The sequence below is a fragment of the Cohnella abietis genome (genome assembly GCF_004295585.1).
GTDB lineage: Bacteria > Bacillota > Bacilli > Paenibacillales > Paenibacillaceae > Cohnella > Cohnella abietis.
In genome coordinates, this window is record NZ_AP019400.1 from 6828730 (window position 1) to 6848038 (window position 19309).

12 protein-coding genes and 2 pseudogenes are annotated in these 19309 nt (G+C 45.9%); 9 read left to right on the forward strand and 5 right to left on the reverse strand.

Translation table 11 applies throughout. From position 1 onward, the window contains the following. Positions 1-149 precede the first annotated feature (149 nt). From KCTCHS21_RS29800 to KCTCHS21_RS29815, 4 genes are read left to right on the forward strand one after another with little or no spacing between them, the layout of a single operon-like run. On the forward strand, positions 150-1148 hold the full coding sequence (locus KCTCHS21_RS29800) for a sulfonate ABC transporter substrate-binding protein (protein WP_130616111.1): 999 nt from the start codon (positions 150-152) through the stop codon (positions 1146-1148). A gap of 38 nt (positions 1149-1186) precedes the next feature. Beyond that, positions 1187-2374 carry an FMNH2-dependent alkanesulfonate monooxygenase gene (gene ssuD, locus KCTCHS21_RS29805; RefSeq protein ID WP_130616112.1) on the forward strand — a complete coding sequence of 396 codons (1188 nt, stop codon included), beginning with the start codon at positions 1187-1189 and terminating at the stop codon, positions 2372-2374. Continuing rightward, complete coding sequence (locus KCTCHS21_RS29810; protein ID WP_130616113.1) at positions 2346-3125, forward strand: ABC transporter permease subunit; 780 nt, start codon at positions 2346-2348, stop codon at positions 3123-3125. The genes ssuD and KCTCHS21_RS29810 overlap by 29 nt, the downstream gene beginning before the upstream one ends. A gap of 18 nt (positions 3126-3143) precedes the next feature. Continuing rightward, positions 3144-3914, forward strand: coding sequence for an ATP-binding cassette domain-containing protein (locus KCTCHS21_RS29815; RefSeq protein WP_130616114.1), 771 nt, complete (start codon positions 3144-3146; stop codon positions 3912-3914). Positions 3915-3987: 73 nt separating this feature from the next. Here the strand turns inward: KCTCHS21_RS29815 and KCTCHS21_RS29820 are convergent, their stop codons facing one another. The 4 genes from KCTCHS21_RS29820 to KCTCHS21_RS29830 all read right to left on the reverse strand — a co-directional run bounded on the left by KCTCHS21_RS29820 (position 3988) and on the right by KCTCHS21_RS29830 (position 10330). Continuing rightward, positions 3988-7056, reverse strand: coding sequence for a peptidase domain-containing ABC transporter (locus KCTCHS21_RS29820; protein WP_130616115.1), 3069 nt, complete (start codon positions 7054-7056; stop codon positions 3988-3990). A gap of 28 nt (positions 7057-7084) precedes the next feature. Then, a complete protein-coding gene (locus tag KCTCHS21_RS29825; RefSeq protein WP_157994155.1) occupies positions 7085-7861 on the reverse strand; it encodes a peptidylprolyl isomerase in 777 nt (258 codons plus the stop codon). 127 nt (positions 7862-7988) lie between these two features. Further along, complete coding sequence (locus tag KCTCHS21_RS31000) at positions 7989-8153, reverse strand: hypothetical protein (RefSeq protein WP_157994156.1); 165 nt, start codon at positions 8151-8153, stop codon at positions 7989-7991. A 125-nt stretch (positions 8154-8278) separates the two neighbouring features. Continuing rightward, entirely contained in the window at positions 8279-10330 is a 2052-nt protein-coding gene (locus KCTCHS21_RS29830; protein ID WP_130616117.1) for a LuxR C-terminal-related transcriptional regulator, read from the reverse strand. Between the two features lie 299 nt (positions 10331-10629). On the opposite strand from KCTCHS21_RS29830, the pseudogene KCTCHS21_RS32145 reads away from it, so the two are divergent. The 5 genes and pseudogenes from KCTCHS21_RS32145 to KCTCHS21_RS29845 form a co-directional block, all read left to right on the forward strand. Continuing rightward, positions 10630-10857: pseudogene (locus KCTCHS21_RS32145) on the forward strand (response regulator); the annotation flags it as partial. Then, positions 10834-10939, forward strand: a pseudogene (locus tag KCTCHS21_RS32150) (DNA-binding response regulator); the annotation flags it as partial. The pseudogenes KCTCHS21_RS32145 and KCTCHS21_RS32150, both read left to right, overlap by 24 nt. Before the next feature lie 44 nt (positions 10940-10983). Further along, on the forward strand, positions 10984-11265 hold the full coding sequence (locus KCTCHS21_RS32155; RefSeq protein ID WP_408621829.1) for a winged helix-turn-helix domain-containing protein: 282 nt from the start codon (positions 10984-10986) through the stop codon (positions 11263-11265). Beyond that, positions 11262-12662, forward strand: a complete 1401-nt coding sequence (locus tag KCTCHS21_RS29840; RefSeq protein ID WP_130616119.1) for a sensor histidine kinase — start codon at positions 11262-11264, stop codon at positions 12660-12662. The genes KCTCHS21_RS32155 and KCTCHS21_RS29840 overlap by 4 nt, the downstream gene beginning before the upstream one ends. Positions 12663-13351: 689 nt before the next feature. After that, positions 13352-13933 carry a DUF3238 domain-containing protein gene (locus tag KCTCHS21_RS29845; RefSeq protein ID WP_130616120.1) on the forward strand — a complete coding sequence of 194 codons (582 nt, stop codon included), beginning with the start codon at positions 13352-13354 and terminating at the stop codon, positions 13931-13933. A gap of 175 nt (positions 13934-14108) precedes the next feature. On the opposite strand, the gene KCTCHS21_RS29850 is transcribed toward KCTCHS21_RS29845, so the two are convergent. After that, a complete protein-coding gene (locus KCTCHS21_RS29850; RefSeq protein WP_130616121.1) occupies positions 14109-19157 on the reverse strand; it encodes an SGBP N-terminal domain-containing protein in 5049 nt (1682 codons plus the stop codon). Positions 19158-19309: the final 152 nt, after the last annotated feature.

The following is a 19309-nucleotide window of genomic DNA, read 5'->3' on the forward strand; positions in this document are numbered from 1 at the left end:
AATACACCTCATTCCTCCTCATTGCGAATCTTACATCGTCATTGTATTGACACACCATTTTCTGGATGATAAGTTCAGAATTATTAAAACTCATTAAATACATCGGAATTATGAGTTAATAAAATGAGCTATAGGGGAGCAGTGAGAACATGTCCAAATTTATCGGCATTAATAGGAAGAAAACTACCTTGATTACAGCATTACTCGTATCCATCGTATTACTGGTTTTATCCGCCTGCGGAAATAACAATGCGAGCAAAGAGTCGGCTACCAGTTCAACGAACAAAACAGAAAAAACAGTACGTATCGGTTATCAAAAGTATGCTTCAGTAAACATCCTCAAGGAAAGAGGGACACTTGAAGCGAAGCTAGCCGAAATTAACTACAAGGTTGAATGGACGCAATTCCCGGGCGGACCGCAGCTACTCGAAGCCATCAACGTAGGCAGTATCGACTTCGGTAATGTCGGAGAAGCACCACCCATATTCGCACAAGCTGCTGGAACACCGCTCATTTATCTTGGGCATTCTCCTGCAAGCCCTAAAGCAGAATCCATCCTCGTACCTGAGAACTCTTCGATCAAGACAGGTGCTGATTTGAAGGGTAAGAAGGTAGCATTGAATAAAGGCTCCAACGTCCATTACCTACTTGTAAAATATTTAGAAAAAGAGGGACTGAAGTATACCGACATTGAAGTCGTTTTCCTTCCACCTGCTGATGCTAGAGCTGCATTCGAAAGCGGTAGCGTCGATGCATGGGTAATCTGGGAGCCCTTCTACTCTGCAGCCCAATTAGCAACCAAAGCGCGTGTATTAGCAGACGGTACAGGTCTCGTAGACAACTATGAATACTATCTCTCCTCCCGTGATCTTGCCGAAAAACATAAGGATGCCGTAGACGTCATTCTTGCACAGCTCAAGGAATCCGATCAGTGGGCGAAAGACAATCAAGGTGAGCTGGCCGAAATACTTTCAAAAGCACTCGGAATTGATGTTCCTTCTATTAAACAAGCATTAACTCACCGCGGATTTGGAGTCGAGCCAATTACCGACGATATTATCGCCGCACAACAGAAAATCGCTGATGTATTTTTTGAGCTTAAGCTGATTCCAAAAGAGATTAAGATTAGCGACGCAATCATTAAATAACAAAACCCATACCTTACAGAAGATTGAGGAGAATTGATATGGAAATATTCTGGTTTATCCCCTCGCATGGGGACGGCAGATATTTGGGCACTACTGAAGGTGCGAGAACGGTCGATTATGACTACATCCGACAAATCGCACAAGCGGCTGATCGGTTAGGCTATCATGGCGTGCTCGTACCAACCGGAAAAGCCTGTGAGGATGCTTGGGTGGCAGCTTCATCGCTTATTCCTGCCACCCAAAGACTTAAATTCCTCGTTGCCATACGTCCTGGGCTAATGTCACCCTCCACCGCTGCTAGAATGGCTTCCACCTTCGATAGACTTTCGAAGGGAAGACTTCTCGTTAACGTCGTAACCGGTGGAGATCCCCACGAGCTAGCGGGAGACGGAATATTCCTCTCTCACCAAGAGCGCTATGAGCAGACAGATGAATTTCTAACGATATGGCGGCGCCTGATGCAGGGAGAGGAAGTCACCTCCAGCGGAAAATATTTACGCACAGAAGCTTCTGAAGTACTCTTCCCGGCACTTCAGAAGCCTTATCCTCCCTTATATTTCGGAGGATCATCTCCTGCAGCACAGCAAATCGCCGCCGATCATGTTGACTACTATCTCACCTGGGGCGAACCCCCTGCAGAAGTCGCTGAGAAGATTGCTCAGGTAAGACAGCAGGCGGAGGCCGCTGGTCGAACAGTTAAGTTCGGCATTCGTCTACATGTTATTGTGAGGGAAACCGAGCAGGAAGCTTGGGAGGCTGCAGATCGGCTCATTAGTCATCTGGACGACAAAATCATTGCCGAAGCACAACAAATTCTCGGTCGCTATGATTCCGTCGGACAGAAAAGAATGTCTGCGCTTCACAATGGAGACAGGGCTTCCTTGATCATCTCCCCAAACCTGTGGGCTGGAATTGGACTCGTACGCGGTGGGGCTGGAACGGCTCTAGTAGGCGATCCGGTAACAGTAGCCGAAAGAATTAAGGAGTATGCCGAGCTTGGCATTGAATCGTTTATTTTTTCTGGTTATCCTCACTTAGAGGAAGCCTATCGAACGGCTGAATTGCTGTTCCCCTTGCTTCCTTTAACGCAACAAGATGAACCAAACCCATCTCTTACTATTCAAGCTTCAGGTGAACTCATCGCCTACAACAAACGCCCGAAATCAGGCAATGACCTCGAAGCCGAAGGAGGCAATTATGGGCTTGCTCAACAAACTGTTACGTAGTCGATTCGCACCGGCTTTCGTTCCCTTACTCATTTTAGTTACCTGGCAATTGCTCGGACAATTCGGATTTATATCCTCACGCACCCTGCCGACCCCGCTCAAAGTAGCGGAGGCCGGCTTGTCCGTTATTGAGAATGGTCAATTGTTCCATCATATTTTTATAAGCTCGAGACGATCATTCATCGGCCTCGCCATCGGCGGCGGGATCGGTTTCTTACTAGGCGTGATTAATGGTGTTTCCTATACTGCCAATCGTTTGCTCGACAGCACCTTACAAATGGTACGTAACATCCCCCATCTCGCACTCATTCCACTCGTCATTCTATGGTTCGGAATCGGTGAGACTGCCAAAATATTTCTCGTAGTGCTCGGTGTTTTCTTCCCGATCTATATGAATACCCTTCATGGGATTCGTTCCATTGACCCAGGACTGGTTGAAATGGCTAAAGTATACGGACTACGTGGTTTCTCTCTCTATCGCCATGTGATTATGCCAGGTGCATTATCCTCAATTCTCGTAGGTCTCAGGTTTGCTCTCGGCTTTATGTGGTTAACACTCATTGTCGCAGAGACGATCGCCGCTTCCGAAGGAATCGGATTCATGGCCATGGATGCGAGGGAATTCATGCGAACGGACCTCGTGGTATTCTCTATACTTATCTACGCGCTACTAGGGAAATTATCTGATAATGCTGCGAAATGGCTTGAATATCGCTTACTTAAATGGAATCCAAATTACGCTAAGCTGTAAAAAGGAGAGAAACGACTAATGAGCAACATACACGAAGGGAATCAACTTCATATCGAATCTGTCTCTAAGCGCTTTGGGGAAAAGGATGTACTTCAGGGGGTAACACTAGCTATTCCATCTGGCCAATTCGTTGCAATTGTCGGACGCAGCGGCTGCGGGAAGAGTACATTGCTGCGATTGATTGCGGGGCTAGATGAGCCAACCGAGGGAAAGCTATCTTTTGATAGCAGTGATATTAAAGGTATTAGGGAAGACACAAGAATGCTATTTCAGGATGCGCGACTGTTGCCGTGGAAGAAAGCCGTCGACAACGTTAAGATTGGGGTCAAATCAGGCAATGTGGACAAGGCGCTTGAAGCTCTAGGCCAGGTTGGCTTGAAGGATCGCGCACAAGATTGGCCCGGCGTTCTATCCGGCGGCCAGCGCCAGCGCATCGCACTAGCAAGGGCACTCGCAGGATCACCACAACTGCTACTGCTAGATGAGCCTCTTGGTGCACTTGATGCCTTGACGAGAATCGAAATGCAGCAATTGATCGAGAACCTGTGGGCAGAACAGCAGTTTACTGCTGTTCTTGTTACGCACGATGTCAGCGAAGCGGTTGCTCTCGCGGATCGTGTTATCCTTATTGAGAACGGACAAATCGCGCTAGACATCCTGATTACTCTGGATCGCCCTAGAGAGCGGGACTCCGGCTTCATCCATTTTGAGAAGCTCATTCTTAACCGCATTCTAGAACGCACGGAAGATGACTTATCCAAATTTAAGAGAAACTCATATGCAATATGAGGCTGCCTAGAAGCCGCCTAAATTTATCGCAAAAAGCTTATCGCAGGAGCGATAAGCTCAAGGACTCTTATCCTTATTCTAACGGCTGGCTAACCAGCATGTGATAAAGACCTTTATCCATCATTAGCTGCTCATGAGTACCAGACTCTGCGATAACTCCCTGATCCAGTACGAGAATGCGGTCCGCATTCCTAATCGTACTTAGTCTATGTGCAATGATGAGGGTTGTTCGATCTTTAAGTATCGTAGCCATATTCCGTTGTATTATTTTCTCGGATTCATTGTCTAATGCACTCGTCGCTTCGTCGAATATCAGAATACGTGGATTGCCAATCAATGCCCGTGCAATGGTAATACGCTGGCGCTGCCCACCGGATAGGCTTGCGCCCTTCTCCCCAACCTGTGTGTCGTACCCATTCGGGAATGTCATAATGAATTCGTGCGCTCCTGCAAGCATGGCGGCCGCCATTACCTCATCCATCGAAGCATCGGGAATTTGATAAGCAATATTTTCATGAATCGTTCCGCTAAAAAGCCCCGCTTCCTGCTGGACAACTCCAATCTGCTTACGAAGCGTCTCTGCCTGCACCTGCTTCAGATCATGCCCATCAATCCGGACCACGCCGCTGCTTGGCGCATATAGCTTAAGGAGTAAATTCGCCAATGTCGATTTCCCTGACCCGCTTCGCCCAACAATAGCAGTCGTTTGACCTGGAGCCATGTCGAAGGTAATGTTCTGCAATATATTCTTCCCGTCAGAATTATAGCGGAACGATACGCGTTCAAAAGTAATTGCCCCCGTAAGCTTCGGCAGCGCTGTCAGCCGGTTCAGATCGGCTTCCTCAACCTCCGTCTCGAAGACATCGTCAAGCCGCTCCAAGGCAATCCGTACGCCTTGAAACTCATCCCACATTCCGATTAGACCTAACGCCGCATTGGTAACGAGTGCAAACACCGCACTAAAAGCCATCAGCTCCCCGACGGTCATCTTATCCCCAATAATAAATACAGCCCCTGCATACAGTACGGTTATACCGCTTAAGGTTTGTAGCACTGTGGCGACAGAACCGGAGAAGATGTCGATTTTCCAACCCTTCATTTGTACAAAAGTAGATTGACGGAACCTCCCCTCCACCTTCTTCCTTACCTCGTCCTCGGCTGCGAGAGCTTTCACAGTGCGCATGGAGCCTATGGCTTCCACTAATACGTTCTGCAGTTCGACATCGGCTTGGAATTGCTTCCTGCTGTTACGCTTCATAAGAGGAGTCACGATCAGCGTAAGAGCAATGAAACAGGGAATAAACGCCAAGGCGATCCAAGCCAACGTAACGCTATAGCTAAACATAATGACCATGTATACGACGATCGTCATCACGTTCAATACAGCATTCATACTGTTCGTGACAAGAAATTGCCGGATGACCTGATTCTCCCCAGCGCGCGTCAAAATGTCTCCCACTTTCCGGGTAGCGAAATAACGCATGGGTAAGCGAAATACATGCCGATAAAAACTCATGATCATGTCGATGTCAATTTTAATGAATGTCCCCGCTATGACCCATTCCCTGATTGATTGAACGAGCATGGTAAGCAACGAGACCCCTAGCATAATGATCAGCATAATGCTCAGTTGATCATAGTTCTTGCCGACAAGCACGCGATCGATCACCTGCTGTGTAAACAGGGGGAGCGCCAGGTTAATGACCTGCAATAGCAAGGTCAACCATAAGAGATGGATCAGCGCTCTCTTGTGGGAGGCGAAAAAAGCCCAGTAGCGCTTGAATGAAGGTTTCGACTCTTCTTGAGTGAAGAAAGCTTCGACAGGCTTCAGAAACACCGTATTCAGTGTCCATCCTTTTAGAAAATCGTCATGCGAATAAGTCAATAACCCCACAGCCGGATCGGCCACGGTCACGAATCGTTCGTCTACTTTAACAACCACGACATAATGATTGCCTTTCCAATGGGCGATAGCCGGTAGCGTATGCTCGGCGAGTCCCTTCAAGCTGCTGCGGACCGCGTCCGCTTGAAAGCCGATCGATTCGGCTGTTTTGCACAGATTAAATAACGTGCTTCCCTCCAACCCGACTTGCGCTAGCTCCCTGAGCCGATGAATGCTCAAACGCTTGCCGTAATGCTCAGCGATCATCGTGAGGCAGGTTGGGCCACAGTCCATCTCACTTTGCTGAATGCGCACCGGGAACCGGTTCTTTAATCGCCAAGTCCTTCGCGCGCCGTACCGCTGCTGCTTCTCCTGTTCCGCTTCTTCTGCAAAAATTTCGGCAGCATTAACTTCGCTATCCTTCGCGTTAACGCTCGCTACCGCATTTAGAGTTGTTTCTGCACTCTGTAAATAAGCAGAAGCAATACCGATAATTGTTTCCCTAACCTTTGGATACTTAATAATCAACTTATCAAAGTCGCTCTTCGCCAGACTAAACACGGAAACCGCATCGTCCGCTATAACGCTGGCCTTACGAGGATCTCCGGTCAACAGCGCAAGTTCTCCGAAAAACTCCCCAGGCTTTATCGTATTAAGCTTGCGACCTCCTTCGCTATCCTTCCTTACGGAAGCCGTACCGGAACGAAGGATATAGAACGCATCTCCCGTCTCCCCTTCACTGACAATCGCTTGCCCGGGTGCATATTCCTTCATAGCCATAATATCAAGCAGCGAGCGCAGCTCCTGATGATGTAGCGGAGCAAACAGCGCCGTCCGCTTCAGAAATGTACGCATCGCATCATCAGCCAATTGTTCAAGTAAGTACACCCTCAATTCAGGGTGCGCGTCAATCATTCGCATAAACATTGTCCTGGATAACCTTAGAAGCTCAAGCTTCGCCGAAGCCCTCAGCGCATGCTCCTGAAATTGTTCATTCAACAGCGCTTCCTGTCCGAAATGCGAGCCCTCTTCTATTAATCCGAAATTAAGCTCTTTGCCATCCTCATCCTTACCAATCATTCGTACTTTGCCCGCCAAGATGAGATGAAACGACTCTGCTCTTTCTCCAGCTTCAATAATCGTGTCTCCCATATGGAAAGAAAGCCTCTCAAAGGAGGCAAATAGCTCCTCTTTCTCCTGTGGCGACAGCACCTGAAAAATAGGGATGGTATCCAAAACGATATGATGTAAATCGCGCATTCCTGTGCCTCCCGAACAATCAGCCTATTTACTTCCCTGCCAAATAGCCCCATAGCTTAATATCAACTTCTGATCTTTTTACAGCCTCGTTCAGCCACTCTTCATAAATCAAATTAGCAAGCTTAATCCTAAGCTCCTCCGTAAGTGAAGCCGGAATCACTTCCCAAACATACAGTAATCGATAGTAAGACCCGGTTGGAAAAGGCCCTCCCGATTGTCCTGCTTCCGAACTGAACACAAAAGACTCCTCTTCGCCGCTCATCTCAGATCGTCCAACCGCCCCGACGTAACCGCCGTCGTACTTGCTGCTACTGTTCAAACAATAGGTTTGCGCCAACTGATAGAACGGCTCGCCCTCTTCAAGCTGAAATAACAGCTCTTGCGCCTGCTCTCTGCTATCCACAATTAATTGAGAAAGAATCGCTTTATCGTAAGAGAGTCTATTTTTCAAATAGTAAGCGTCTATTCTGTCTTCCGTAACGATCCTCTTTACCTTCTCCGTCAGTAGCCGGGCTTTGGCCGACTCTAACAGATCTGCCGTCGTGAGCCCTCGCGCCTTGAGCCAAACCAACGTTTCAGCTACGCTGTATAACCCCAATTGCTGTCGCAGTTCATTAGCTTTGGCCTTCCATTCTTGCTCATCGATCGATATCTTGTGCAGTTCCGCATACTCCAGCGTAACGGCTCTTCGAATGCTATCTTCGACAGCAGAAAAACGCCCCTCCATGCACGCAAGCTTTAGTACATTGCGTAGACGCCATTCCGTACCGTTCACGTTAAATGCTACCAGCTCCATAACATCCATAATCATTCACCTCTTCGCTTTGAAATGGAAAAAACCTAACGATAGTTAGGTCTCTCCATTTTAACAACCTGTATTTAATAGAATCTATTCCTTGCTACAATTCGAGGTTATCGTTATAACTGGTGATTTAGTTTGCGCCGCGATTACGACCAGCCCTGGGTGGAGCAAACGGAAGAGGGCTTCTCGGGTCAATTAGCCCTACGCCGCCAGTTGTTTCTTTCAATTCTTCCTCCGTCAACGGCTTTTCCAAATTTTCAAGCTCGATTTCTTTTGGTTGTTCTTCATTAGACATTGTTATTATTTCTCCCTTCTTAATTTGATTTAATACATTAATAGTATCACCTTGCCTTTGCGCATCCTATTATCCGAAGGTATAGTAATGGTCGACTTTGGTATACCTTCATACTGTTAAGCATACTATGTTTTTTTCAAATAACTGTTAACCAGCTGCATTCGACTTTTGACATTCAGCTTCCGGAATGCCGCTGTCAAATGCTTCTTAACCGTTACTTCTGTAATATGCATATCCGCTGCAATTTCTTGATTCGTATAACCTTTCACCAGCAGAACGACCACTTCTTTTTCCCGCTCGGATAACATCTGCATACCATCATCCGACTGCTTGGAATGATCTACAAGACCGAAGGACGCTATCATTTTGTTCAAATAACTCTGCAGCTTGCCACTCCTCGTATCGAGAACGTAATAGGGTGCAGGAGCGTTAATGTCATATTCGTAATGTGCAACGTTTTTCGCCTGCTCGCACCCTAAGCTAAGGTGGAAATCCTTTAAGAAGGGAATATCCGGAGGAGCAGCCACGACATAATCGGAGGAAGTAAGCAGTGAGATGAACGTTAGCCCTGCAGTTGTACGTATCGCCACGTCCTCCAAATCCGCCACATCGATCGTTCTCACAAAATAACCCGCATTATGTTCCTTCGGCACCCGGAGTTCCTTCAGCTTATGATCCGACAAGCTTTGAAAATAAGCGGATGACAGCGGGTGAGTTTGCAGGTAATCAAGCGTCCCTATATGAATCGGAATGATTGCCGTCATACCGCATATTGCCCCCTGCTGATCTCTCATCAGCTTTACTATGCCAGGATCAAGCTCGTAAAGCTCTTGAAGATGAATATGCTTAACCGAATATAGACTTTCTTCTTTAGAAATCCTATACTCCAGCCTCTCGCCCGTGTCGGGGTTCTGAAAAGGAAAGCATACTTCCTTCGGGTTAATGTGACGATTGTCCAGATACTGCTCCGCCTCCGCCCAATTGGACGGATTCAACGTCTCCATGACATACGGAGTCGATTTCTGAAAACTGAAATGGCGGACAACATGATCGCCGGTATAATAGTACCATTCGACACCTTCCCAAGTGATCGCCTTCGTCTTGGGTAGTTTAATCATCTTGTTATAGTAAAACATGATACAGCGCTTCGATAACAAGTCGTAATGTTCAGGCTGGCGCAAACGTAGCTCATAGGCGATGGCATCCCGCATCAAATCATGAAGGATCCAACCTCTCTCTACTCTCCGAATGAAGGAAAGTCCGACCAGCCTTTGGAATAAATCTGTCTTTACCTGTCGATCCAATACATAAGAGAGAAACTCCTGGTTAAAATGCCGGAGTACAGCTACGGTCTCCACGAGCTCCCTGAGGTCTTCATTTGGAACCTCTGTTAGCCAAATACTCACAATATGTTTAAACACTTCGGTTCCATCCACCAATGCCAAGCTCTGAATGTTCTGAACCATCGTTGTAGAGACGATTAAGGACAACGTGAGCGGATGTCCTCTCGTTTTCATCCAAATTTGTTTGATCATTGATTCCTGAGAAATGTCCGAGCGCTCCAAATACTGCTTAACAGAGGAATAATCCAGATCACCGATCGGCATCCGGTGTATCCAATGGCGCCATGCCGGAGAACTGAGCCATAACCCTTGTAGGGGAAATCTTCCTGCAATGAGAATAAGGATGTCCGGGTGTAACCTTGGGAGAAATGCCTCTCTCAGCCAGATCTCCATATCAACCATGCCCTCGAATGTGTCTAAAGCAAGGACAAGCTTCTGTTTCATCGACTTTGCTCTAAGAATGTCATGGCATAGCTCTAGAAGCGCCTGCGGATCAGCAATCTGATGTAGCTTCTCCTTCGGATAGCCGAGCATACGTAATAATTGATTGCAGAAGTCCTGTGGTGTATGCGAGAACCCGCGGCTGTCCATCAACAGAAATATCGCACCCAAATTCACCGTTAGCCGGCGGAACTCGTCGATCAAATAGCTTTTTCCTACTCCTCCGGTACCATAGAGATTCAGCATCCGCCCTTGCTGTCCGCCCACTGTCAGTTGCTGCAGAAAATACTGAATTTCGATCTCCCGTCCTACCAAATAATGCCGTTCCAGCTGATCAATCTGGACAGCTATGCGTTCCTCAGGAACGCCGACCTTCACCAATCCAATGTACATAGGATTTACCTACCTTCGAATTACAGATACAAATCCTTGCCTGACAGTTGGCATTCCACACGGGCTAATTGATTGCTGAATTACTCACTCCTTCTATCTTAATAGAAGTAATCTATACTTTTCTTAATGAAATCTTAATGAATTTCAAATATTGTGTATTTCCCAATTTTTTATTGTTATGATTTGATCGTAATCATGATTGGCGGGTCGGCTTCATGCTATTTACGGAGGAGGAATGATTCACCATTAATAAAATTCTAATAGTAGATGATGAACCCGAAATTCGTCAGTTAATTCGGATGCATTTAGAACAAGCTGAGCTTCAAGTTATTGAAGCAACTTCAGGACGACAAGCTATTCGATACTTACAGGAATATCCCATAGAATTATTGATACTGGACCTCATGATGGATGATGGCAACGGGTTTGAAGTACTGCAATATTTACGAAAAGAAAATGCTGGACCTTTAGTAATTGCGCTTAGTGCAAGACGAGAAGTGCAAGACAAAATCTTGACGCTCGGACTAGGTGCAGATGATTATGTCACAAAGCCATTTAGCCCAGTGGAATTGGTTGCTCGTGTGCAAGCCCAGTTAAGAAGACATCGCCCTCATTCCTCTTATCCCGCCAAGATTCTACGTTTAAATAAATTAGTGCTGGATATCGATAATTATTGTTTACGAAATGATGGAAAATCGTTTACCGTAACTCCGGTAGAATGCCGACTTTTAGAATTGTTCATGCAAAATCCAGACCGCGTTTTAACCAAAAGAGAAATTTACAAGCATGTTTGGAATCATGAAAATTTTGATGATAACAATTTAAGTGTATTTATAAGCAAGCTAAGAAGCATTCTTGAACCCACAGAGGGCTCACTTCATTACCTTCATACTATACGCGGGATCGGTTACAGATTCTCAGGAGATGGACAATGAAAAATCGAACAAAGCTTTGGCTGCTTATGCTTATTAGTGCAATCATTAGTATTCTTTTGTTTACTTCCATTAGCCTTGTTATAGGTAAAGGCGCTAAGGGTTATGGCTTGAACAGCCTGAACGCCATCGGGCATGAAGTTATTGATGCGGTTGCAAAGCATCAAGCTTTTCATGTCAAAAACATAACGCCAATACTAGATAACTTTCATAGCAAATATCCTGAAATTCGCTATGAATGGGTTTCAGCAGATGGATCGACGACATATGATACGTTCGGAGAAAAGAAGACTTATAATTTTGGTCAGCTTGCAGACCGATTGCGTTATATGCCTCAGAGCTTATGGGGGGTCGACGAAATAGTCACGCTTGTTTTTTCCATTAGCCAAGGTGACCAACCCTATTATTTGCTCATCAGCTTGTCCAGTAACGATATGAAAAGAGGGCAAGTTTTTATTTTCATGCGCGGCTTTAAGGTCTTCGCTAATCTTATGATTCCATTAGTCGTTGCTTTATTAATTCCTTATCTGCTATCTCTATGGTTTTTCTCTTCCATAAACAAACGCATTAATAAGCTCAACCATGCTCTAGGGCAGCTTAACCTCAAAAGTGAAATCACCGTACTAGAGAATACGAACAAGGATGAGATTGGCCAGCTCACTGCGCATTATAATGCCATGGCTCGCCGTATTCAGAATCAGGGTGAACAAATCAAGCAATTTGACGCCAGGCGAAATCTGCTGCTGTCTAATCTCTCCCATGATCTGCGCACCCCATTAACGATGATTTTAGGCTACGCAGAAACGATTCGCGCTGGATTGTATAAGGATGAGATGGAATTGCAAGCGAGTGCCAAGGTTTTGCTGCATCGCTCTCGTTATATCGATAAGCTGCTAGATCAATTGTTAGATATTACTCGGCAGGATGAGGGGAATTTAGAGCTTCATGTTGAATCGCATAATCTATCTGAAATGATGCGGAAAGTGGCTGCAGATTACCTGATGTTTCTTGAGGGGCAAAACTTCACTGTTGAAATAAATATCCCTGACGAGGATATCCATGCCTGGGTTGATGCCTCCCTGATCGAACGCGCGCTGCGAAACCTGTTGGATAACGCGATTCGTTACGGATCAGAGGGCCATTATCTTGAGATTGGGCTTACAGAAAAGGATGATTCCCTATTCATGACGGTTATTGATCGAGGACGCGGAATTCCCTATCAGGACCAAAAGCATGTTTTCGAAAGATTCTATCGTGTCGATGGAAGCAGAAAAGGCGAAGGGCTCGGCATCGGACTATCTATTGTCCAAGAAATCATTGCCCTCCATGGTGGATCCATTACCTTGAAGAGTTTCCCTTTTGAAAGGACAGTATTCAAGATCCAGCTGCCAAACCATTAGTGTGGACAATCCCCATGCATTTATAATTTAACTCCCGCTCCAATATCGGCAACTATCCGACAACTTATCCCACAATGACTGGCTAATACCCGCTTTGTGGGATAATAAAGTAACTTTAGTGGACTCACAGTACTCTAACGCCCTCGTAACCACTCAAAAAGTAACATTAGTGAACACCCAGTGCTCTATCACCCCTGCCAGCGAGTAAAAAGTAACATTAGTGAATCCACAGTTCTCTATCACCCCCACCAGCCCGTAAAAAGTAACATTAGTGAACCCACAGTTCTCTATCACCCCAGCCAGCGCAAAAAAAGTAACATTAGTGAACCCACAGTTCTCTAACGCCCTCGGCACAGCTCAAAAAGTAACAATAGTGAACGCCCAGTGCTCTATCACCCCTGCCAGCGAGTAAAAAGTAACATTAGTGAACCCACAGTTCTCTATCACCCCAACCAGTCCGACAAAGCTGTCGTAAACAACAATTTTATTTTGGCATATGATCGAAAATGTAATTTGAATTACAAATTGGATGATCGCTTTGTTTTATACTACGTGAAGGCACAATCAATAGATTAATAGCGGAGTGAACGGCGAAGGGATGATCGTGTGCGAGGTATAGTGATGCTTCTCATGAGCGTTGCCATCGCCTCCTTCCTGTTCATATCCTCGGGGATTGGAGAGTTTCAACTATGGCAGAATTATTAAAAATTAGAGGCAGTGTATTTATCGGTGGAATGCTCTATTTACCGCCTATTCAGGATCCGTCCACAGGTTTGATTTATGAATATCAAGGGGATGCTAGGGAATTCACGCCTCACGCTGTGAACACCGGGCGTTGCCGCGTAGAGCAGGAGGTCGTAATCGACTTCGTCAAACAGAGGATTGCTACATTCGCCAATACGGGTGTCACTGTCCTTAAATTGACGACTCCAGATGGTACGGTCGAGTTCAAACGAGGCAAAGCCTCTACAGAAGGCATTCTAGTTGAAAACGAAACGTGGACTGAGGATGCAGTATCCTTAACCATGCGTGCGAGCGCAGGCAATCCCCTTCACCCAGATGCCCCAACGGTTGACTATTCTCTACAAATTATCGCCTATAAGAATGGCGAAGTGCAGATAAAGGGCAGCCATGACGGGTTTCCATGCTACGAATTTTATAAACAATTGGATTATGGGGACTTTCAATTGCTTCACGCCCATGATTTCAGGAAGACGGGAGATACTCCAGCCGCAATGGCCGGGGAAATGGAATATCATTTTGAATGTTAATCGTATACCCCCCTATTGACAGCACAATGTGTCCTAAAGAAACCACCGAATTTTTAATCGCCTTAACATACATCCCTCTAGGCATGCCCATTTAAAAGGGTTATCCTTCAACCAGTTGAATAAACCTACCGATTGAAGAATAACCCTCACCTCAAAATTGTTATTAATTTTTATGTTACCTACTCTTTTGCGCCAATACTTTCAGAAGAACGGTAACAGCCTCTGCTCTTGTCGTTCCAGCATCAGGCTCGAATTTATTCGCTCCTTTTCCATTAATAAAGCCAAACTTTCTGACGGCTGAGACGGCGCCTTTCGCCCATGCCGGAATAGCTTTGTCGTCCACAAAGTCGGTTGAGGAGTTCGCTTCTAACGATAGACCAGTTGCATTAGCAATAATCATTGCCATCTCTGCGCGAGTAATGACTGCATCCGGACGGAAGGACCCATCTGCATTGCCTTTTATATATCCAGCTTGCACGGCTTGGGCCACTGCGCCCTTCGCCCATGACCCAATTTTGTCCACATCAGTGAATGCCAGCGATGCGCTTGTATCTGATCCTTGAGGCTTTAACGTATTCATCAGCATCACTGTAAATTCCGCCCGTGTCACGATGCGATTCGGTCTGAACGTTCCATCTAGATAACCGGTAACAATTCCGCTTTCTATAGCTTGCTTGATCGCAGTCTCCGCCCAATGTCCGTCAATGTCGCTCAAATGTTTCGTCGGTCCGGGATGTTCTTGTTCATTCAATGATTGACCTGTGGCAAATACAGCAAACTTCGCAAAGTGATTGACCTTTACCGTAATTTGATTACCGGTTATTAATCCTCCAATCACTTCTATCCAGCTCTTTTTCACTTCATCATAATAGAAGACAGCCGCCGTTTGGCCACTCTTCAAGCTGGCAGGATCAAACGCAAAGGAAATCGAGACCGGATTATTAAAGTTTTCCCTGAAATTTTTCATGATCTCATATATCGCAGTAACCAGAACTTCATTTTTCGTAAGAAGATTTTGCGTGTCCGTCAATTTGGTGATCGTTATTTTCAACTCTTTATCGGTAGCATTAGCCGGTATTGAGACAAAGATTTCCTTCTCCAAACTAACCTCTCCCGCTTTACCTGCCGGAACCGTAAGCTTCCCATCCGTCGAGCTTACATCCTGTTCGCTTGGAAACGTAAAACCGCCGCCGTATGATGGTGGTGCCGCATTCACGGAAACCGTGTACGTTACTTTCGTAGTGCCATCCTGCGCTACTACAATTACCTTGTTACCAGAAATTAAAGTGGTTGCTACAATCGTTCCGTCGGCATCATAGATTTCAAAAGTCGCACCTGCTGCCTGTGTGATCGCTGCCTTCAAAGCAGCTATCGTTGTCCCGTACGGAATATTCGAGATGCTTTCATTCCCCGTTCCTCCCACAGTTACTGTCCCTATGGTAGATGTTATCGTGGCAACATGGCTTAACGCCGCACTATGCGTCACAGTTACTACCCAGTTCTGCTTAGTACCATCCTGTGCAATAACGATATATGTCACTGGAGATGTGAAATCGTTCTTCGTCGTTCTGCTCACTTGAGCTGTAGTGCCGACCTGTGCCGAGGCTCCTGCGGACAATGCGAACGTCGCTACCAACTCTCTTACATCCGTGCCGTGAGGAACGGTTATCGCGATATTCGTTCCGTTAATCGTACCCAACACAGGTGGTGTCAGCTCCGCAAAGCCAAAGGCTGTCACATCCTTCGCGCTGCTTGGGGCTGCCGTTACGGTTACCGTGTACGCTTTCGTCGTCCCATCCTGTGCAGTGACGATATATGTCACCGGAGATGTAAAATCATTCTTCGTCACACCACTCACTTGCGTTGTGGTACCCACCTTAGCCGAGGCTCCTGCGGATAACGTGAACGTCGCTACCAGCCCTCTTACATCCGTGCCATGAGGAACGATTAATGAAATGTTCGTACCGTTAATTGTACCCGCCACCGGTGGTGTCAACTCCGCAAAGCCAAAGGATGTCACATCCTTCGCGCTACTCGAAGCTTCTGTTACGGTTACTGTGTATGCTTTCGTCGTGCCATCCTGTGCAGTGACGGTATATGTCACCGGAGAAGTGAAATCGTTCCTCGTCGCACCACTCACTTGAGCTGTAGTGCCGACCTGCGCCGAGGCTCCTGCGGATAACGTGAACGTCGCTACCGACTCTCTTACATCCGTGCCGTGAGGAACGGTTAGCGTGATATTCGTACCGTTAATCGCACCCGCCACTGGTGGTGTCAGCTCCGCAAAGCCAAAGGATGTCACATCCTTCGCGCTACTCGAAGCTTCTGTTACGGTTACTGTGTATGCTTTCGTCGTCCCATCCTGTGCAGTGACAATATATGTCACCGGAGATGTGAAATCGTTCGTCGTCGTTCCGCTCACTTGGGCTGTAGTGCCGACCTGTGCCGAGGCTCCTGCGGATAACGTGAACGTGGCCTTCAACCCATTCGGATTGGTGCCATTCTTCACTTCAATCGTTACCGTATTCGTGGTTGTATTGATCGTTGCTGGTTTGCTTTGCGCAACGAAGCTGAATGCAGTGATATCATTGGCACTACTCGGCGGCGCAACAGTCACGGTAACCAACCAGTTTCGCGTTGTACCGTTCTCCGCTTTCACGATATAAGTGACCGGGTTCGTAAAATTGTTGGCAGTCGTCCCGCTTTTTTGAGATGTCCCGTTTACCCTTGCAGCGGACGCTGGAGATAATGTGAATGTGGCAATCAGATTAGTCACATTCGTTCCATACTTTACTTCAATCGCGACCGTATGTGCTGTCGTGTTGATCGTTGCAGGCTTGGTTTGTGAAGAAAAACTGAATGCTGTAATGTCTTTTGCGTTGCTTGATTCAATTGACACAGAGACAATCCATTCTTGGACGCTACCATCTGCTGCAGTTACTAAATACTTAACTGGGGTTCTGAAGTCGTTGGCAGTCGTCCCGCTCACTTGATTAACTGTGCCAATTTTCGCTGAAGCTTCAGGTGAAAGGGAGAATGTGGCCTTCAAATTAGACAAGCTGGTCAAAGGGATTCCGTACACGACTTCAACATCAACGGTGTGATCGATCGTACTGATCGTAGCCGCTTTGGTCAGTGTAACTGTGCTTAATGAGAATGCAGTAATATCCTTCTCACTGCTTTTTGTCACGGTTACTGTCCAGTTCTGACTGCTTCCATCCCCTGCCTTTACTATATATGTAACTGGAGTTGTGAAATTATTAGCACTCGACCCACTTACTTGATCAACAGTACCCACCCGAGCGGAGGCTTCTGGAGATAACGTAAATGTAGGCTTCAAATTGGTTACATTAGTAGCTCGCGCCACTTGAATCACGACAGTGTGTGCGGTCTTATTAATTGTTGCCGCTCCAGTCTGCTCTGCCAAACTAAATGCCGTAATATCATTCGCACTATTCGCTATGACGGACACGATATATGTAACTTTCGTTATTCCATCCGCTGCGGTTACAATGACTTTCTTCCCTGACGTTAGATTCGTTGCAACGTTTACTCCGTCTGCATCGAAAATTTCAAACGTTGCATTCGTCGCGGGTGTGATTTCTTCCTTTAATATGGCTAAAGTTGTTCCATATGGAATGTTGGTTATCGTTTCAGTTGTTGTTCCGCCGGTACTCACGATTCCGATACCGGAAGTCAAAGTAGCAGATGAGCTTTGGGCTGCCCATTGCGCATATAAGGTTGTATAGGGCATGATCTCGAAAGAACCACTATAGCTCTTTCCATTTCCATTTTCTTGTGTGTTCCATCCAATAAAGGTGTAACCCGTCCTTACTAAATTTAATGACCCCGCATATACGCTAGCCGTTTCTCCAGGTAAATATAAAATGGAATCGATCGGAACGGTCCCGCCGGTGTTTCCGTTTCCGTCATATTTCAATTGAAACAAAAAATCTTGCAAATAAGGATATCCGCCGTTACGCAATGGATCTATCCCCCAAAGGGTATTAAAGTCCCAGCCATCGACAGGTCCCTTCATATTTTCGTCTAAGCTAATGCTGCCTATATTATTCCCTTCACCATTACTGGTCAAAGGGCCTATTGGAGCCAAATCTCCACTCACATTCCCACTGGTGTAACTATTGCTATATGATCCTTCACTATCACTATAAGCAAAACCAATCAAGCCACCCACAAAACTATATCCGCTCACATTGCCAGTGGTAAAACTGTCTCTTATGATGCCTTTAACTTCAAGATTGCTGACCAATCCACCTACATGCTGTAATCCTATTACATCACCTGTGGAATAACTTTTACTTATCGATCCAAAATTGAAGCCAGTTAATCCACCCGTACTAAAAGTGCCATTAACCTTGCCTGTCGCGAAACTGTTGTTTATATAAGAATCTGTAGAATTGCTCCCAACCAGACCTCCTATACTCTGACCCTCTATCATTTCCCCTGTCGCGTAGCTGTAGCTGATCGTTCCATCATTTTCACCTACTAAACCACCTACTGCATAATCTCCGTGCACATCCCCCGTAGCGTAGCTGTAGTTGATCGACCCTTTATTCTTGCCCGCTAGACCGCCTGAAGCATACGAGCTTCCATTCACGCTAACATTAGCGTAACTATTGTCGATGGTTGCACTTACATTAGTAATTGTAACGCCGTTATCGCCTACCAAGCCGCCTACTCCATCTTTTCCGGTTACTTTGCCAGTAACATAACTGTTTGAAACCTTCCCTTTATTTGCACCCACCAAACCACCTACATAATTATTGCCCGTAACATCAACATTCTCCAGCTTCATATTTGTAATGACACTTTCCGTATTTGTCAATCCGAATAACCCTAAGTTGTTTCCATTACTATCTATTTTCAGCCCATTAATTACAAATCCGTTGCCGTCGAAATTCCCGCTAAATGGACTTCTGCGGTCATTTCCAATAGGAGTCCAGTCGTCTTTGTAGCTGCTAGTGCTCAAATCAATATTTTTAGTCAGCTTAAAATAAAGATTTTTATCTAGGTAATTTCCCCTGATCTGGTTAAGTTGATCGGCAGTTCCAATGAGATAGGGACTACTAGAGGTACCGCTTCCCAAAAACTCATTTGCCGCAAACGCTTTGCTGCTTCCGAAAATCCCTTCCGGCACGACAGCACCCAATCCTAGTAGTATCGTCAAAATTATAAACAAAGATTTTTTCCCTAATTTACGCATTCTTTATTCTCCTCTCAATCTATCTGACGGAATAAACAAGTCATAAAAAGGTTACTATAACGAAATAAAAGAATAATGAAAGATTTTATGAAAAACAGAAAAAAACCCCGCTGCACCAAGGCTTCGCGGGTTTTCACTAATGACAAAATAAT